Origin of the sequence: Protofrankia sp. Cj3 (assembly GCF_917627355.1) — a bacterium.
GTDB lineage: Bacteria > Actinomycetota > Actinomycetes > Frankiales > Frankiaceae > Protofrankia.
In genome coordinates, this window is sequence record NZ_CAKJTR010000039.1 from 1,561 (window position 1) to 5,334 (window position 3,774).

The 3,774-nt window shown below is 69.2% G+C and carries 2 protein-coding genes; both read right to left on the reverse strand.

Annotation, left to right across the window (positions count from 1 at the left end):
- Positions 1-323: suppressor of fused domain protein (locus MJ783_RS07640; RefSeq protein ID WP_370651500.1), on the reverse strand; the 323-nt coding region annotated here is incomplete at its 3' end.
- Between the two features lie 129 nt (positions 324-452).
- Positions 453-3,323 (reverse strand): SpoIIE family protein phosphatase, encoded by a 2,871-nt coding sequence (locus MJ783_RS07645; protein WP_239309534.1) that lies wholly within the window; start codon positions 3,321-3,323, stop codon positions 453-455.
- Between the last annotated feature and the right edge of the window lie 451 nt (positions 3,324-3,774).

A 3,774-nucleotide genomic window follows, 5' to 3' on the forward strand; every position in this document is an offset into this window, starting at 1 on the left:
GCCAGCAGGGCGAGCCGCCGGGCGACGCTGTCACGCTGGTCCTTCAGGGAAAGCAGCAGCTCGGCGCGTGGTCCGGCCGGGTCGAGCATCGAGGCCGCCGGATTGCCCATGGGGGAGCGGGACATCCCGAGGGTCGCGTAGCGGACGACTCCCCGCGCGGGGTGGCCGAAGCGCAGGACCTCGATGGGCTCGGCACCGAGAAACGTGATCTCCGCGCGTCCGGTCTCAGGCCCGAGTTCCCGGATCAGGTGGGTCTCCACCCGCCTGAGCACCTCTGAGCCGTCCAAACCGCCCAGGCCATCCAGATTTGCCAAGCCGTCCACGGGATCGACCTTACGGGCCCGCTGAACCCGTTGGCAGCCGACCGGCTCCGCCAACGGGCACCGCCACCCGCTGACGGGGCCAGTTGGCAGGAAGGATCTCCGGAGTTTCGTGGGATCGGCTTCGTGGGATCAGCAAACGTGGCTTGGGCGCGCAGGCTCCGAATGATCATCTGTGGTCGATGGTTTCGGAAGCGATTGCTCAGTCCAGATGACCTTGCCGTTGGACGTGTAGCGGACTCCCCACCGCCGGGTGAGCTGAGCGATCAGGAACAGGCCGCGCCCGCCCTCGTCGGTGCTGCTGGCGCGGCGCAGCCGGGGGGATGTGCTGCTGGTGTCGGATACCTCGCAGATCAGTGCGTGGTCGTGGAGCAGGCGGACCTGGATGGGGCCGGCCGCGTGCCGGATTGCGTTGGTGATCAGTTCACTGGCGACCAGCTCGGTGGTGAAGGCGATGTCCTCCAGTCCCCAGTCGGCCAGTTGCCGGGTGACCGCGGCGCGCATGCTGGAGACGACTGTCGGGTCGGCGGGCAGCTCCCAGCTGGCGTGGCGTTCCGCGTCCAGCGCATGGGTCCGAGCCACCAGCAGCGCGACGTCGTCGCCTGGATGGGCCGGCAGCATGGCCGCCGCCAGCGCCTGGCAGGTCTGTTCCGGCGGCCGGTCGGGATGGGCCAGCAGGCGTCGGAGCTGCTCAAGACCGGCGTCGATGTCACGGTGCCGGTCCTCGATGAGCCCGTCGGTGTACAGGACGAGCTGGCTGCCGGGGGACACCTCGAACTCGGCTGTTTCAAAGGGCAGCCCGCCAAGCCCGAGCGGCGGCCCGGCAGGCAGATCGAGGAACTCCACGGTGCCGTCGGGGTGGATAAGCGCGGGCATCGGGTGTCCGGCGCGCGCCATGGTGCAGCGCCTGGAGACCGGGTCGTAGACCGCGTACAGGCAGGTTGCCCCGATCAGCCCGTGCCCGCCCGGCTCGGTGCTTTCCTCCTCGTCCAGCCGGTTGACCAGATCGTCGAGATGCGCGAGAAGCTCATCAACGGGCAGGTCCAGGGCGGAGAAGTTCTGGACGGCGGTGCGCAGGCGGCCCATGGTGGCGGCGGCGTGCAGGCCGTGGCCGACAACGTCACCGACCACCAGGGCAACCCGGGCGCTGGACAGCGTGATGACGTCGAACCAGTCGCCGCCCACCCCGGACTGGGCGGGCAGGTAGCGGTGGGCGACTTCGACGGCGTGCTGTTCGGGCAGCCCCCGGGGGAGGAGGCTGCGCTGGAGGGCGAGCGCGAGCCCATGCTCGTGGGTGTAGCGGCGGGCGTTGTCAATGCAGACGGCGGCTCGGGCGACCAGCTCCTCGGCGAGGGACAGGTCGTCCTCCTCGAAGGCGCCGGCCCGCGCGCAGCGGTAGAAGCTGGCGACGCCCAGCGTGTCGCCGCGGGCGCGCAGCGGGACTGTCATGAGCGAGTGGATGCCATGGTCGGGGGGGATCCCGCCGCATGCGGGGTCCCCGGCCAGCTCGCCCTCCCCGGCCAGCTCCCCGGCCGCGGCGTGTGGATCCGGCTCGAGAACGGGATGCCCGGTGGTGAAGCAGCGGGCCTGGGGGGCCGACGGAAGGTAGTTCAGCAGGTCGCCCGGCGGGCGGAACGCGCGTCCCGCCGTGATGCCGTGGATGGCGGTGCGGCGTAGTCCTTCATGTATGTCGGTCGGTTCGTCCCCGCGCAGGACCGAGTCAGGCAGATCAACCGTGACGTGGTCGGCGAACCGCGGGACCGCGACATCGGCCAGTTCCTGGGCGGTCCGCGTCACGTCCAGGGTACTGCCGATGCGCATACTGGCCTCATAGAGCAGCTCCAGCCGTTGCCGTGCCGCGACGGCGAGCTGGCCGACCCTCGGCTCACCCACCAGCAGCAGCCATCTGTCGCTGCCGGCAGCGGGTTCGGCCGCCTCCGCTCCGGCGGGCTCTGGCGCGGCCAGTTCCGCTTCGGACGCAGCCTTCCTGGTCAGCTGAAACTGCCTCGGCAGGCGACTGTCAGCGGGCGGCGGGGCGGTGTCACCCCCGCCGGCCGGCGGTCGCGGTGGTCTGTAGGCAAGACCGGCCTCGACGGCGAGCCCTTCGGCACCGGCGGCGGTCGTCACCGGCCGGCACACCAGCACCGCCAGCTGACCGTGGGACAAACGCACCTCCACGGCGGCCCGGCACGCGGCGGAAATCAGCTCCGCCGCCTTTTCTCGCAGGATTTGTTCGTCCCGGCTGCTCATCATGAGGTTGGCCGGGGCACGGAGGATGACCTCGGTGGGCGCCCGAACGTACGGTTCACCCGCAACCGGGACAATGGATGCGCGGGTGCGGTGTCCATCCCGGAGCAGCGCCTGGATGAGGGCTTGCTCCCGCTCCGTGTACTGTTCCAGTATCCGCCGCTCGATCGCGCTGGCCGCTCCGCGGGCCATGGTCATCATTTTTGGGTCGGCGTCGGAGCGCAGGCAGGTGAGATCAATGATGCCCTCAATACGGCCGCTGATCGGATCGCGTATCGGCGCACCCGCGCAGACGTACGGGTGCAGGCGGGCGGCGAAGTGTTCGACGCTCGAGACGTAGGAGGGCCTCCGCTCCACGAGCGCGGTGCCGATCCCGTTCGTACCGACGACGTGTTCGGCATAGCTGAAGCCCGGGGCGAGGCACACCCCGTCGAGATGCCGGTTCAGCGCGGATCCGGTTGCGCGACGATGCAGTACCGTAGCGTCGCCGTCGGTAAGAATCACGCCCACGCCGGCCCTTGCAAGGCTGACTTCCAGCCGATTGAGGACGGGTGCGGCTATTCGGATGATGCGCTCATCCGGGTCCAGATCGGACCGGTAGGAAGGCGCGAGACGGTCTGGGACGAGCCCGAGGGACTCGCAGCGTCGCCAGGAGCTCAGGATCGGGATCCGGACACCTCCGCCGGCCGGTTCATCGGTCACGAAATGCTGGTGGGCGCGGTCGAGCGTGGTGTTGTCCTCAATGGCGTTCGTCACCGGGTGCTTCCCTTCGCGCGAAACCAAATCGTGGCCACATTGATCGTCGGCGTGATGTTCATCCTCGTCTTCGTCGCCGGAGCGACGGCTTAGACCTTATCCCCGGGTGGCGTGAGTTACTTCGCGTATTCTCACCTGGAGTCATGATTTGGATCGGGCGTGTGTAAAGTTTCGGCTCGCGGGCGGATGTTGCCGGTCGCAAGTCCGTCAATTGCCCCAAATATGGTCCCGATATGGTCACGGATGGCATTTATGATCATCTGATGTGGTCCATGAGAAATGCCGGTCAGGCATGCCGGGGAACCGGATGCCGGATTGGGGCCGTTACCGCTGCGCGGGCGGGCCGCACGCGCTGTCCGCCCGGCGGGCGCTCGGGCCGCCGGGCGGCCCGGCCGCGGTGCTGGCGACCCAGGGCAGCCCCAGCGGCGAGCAACCCAATAGGCTGAGAGCG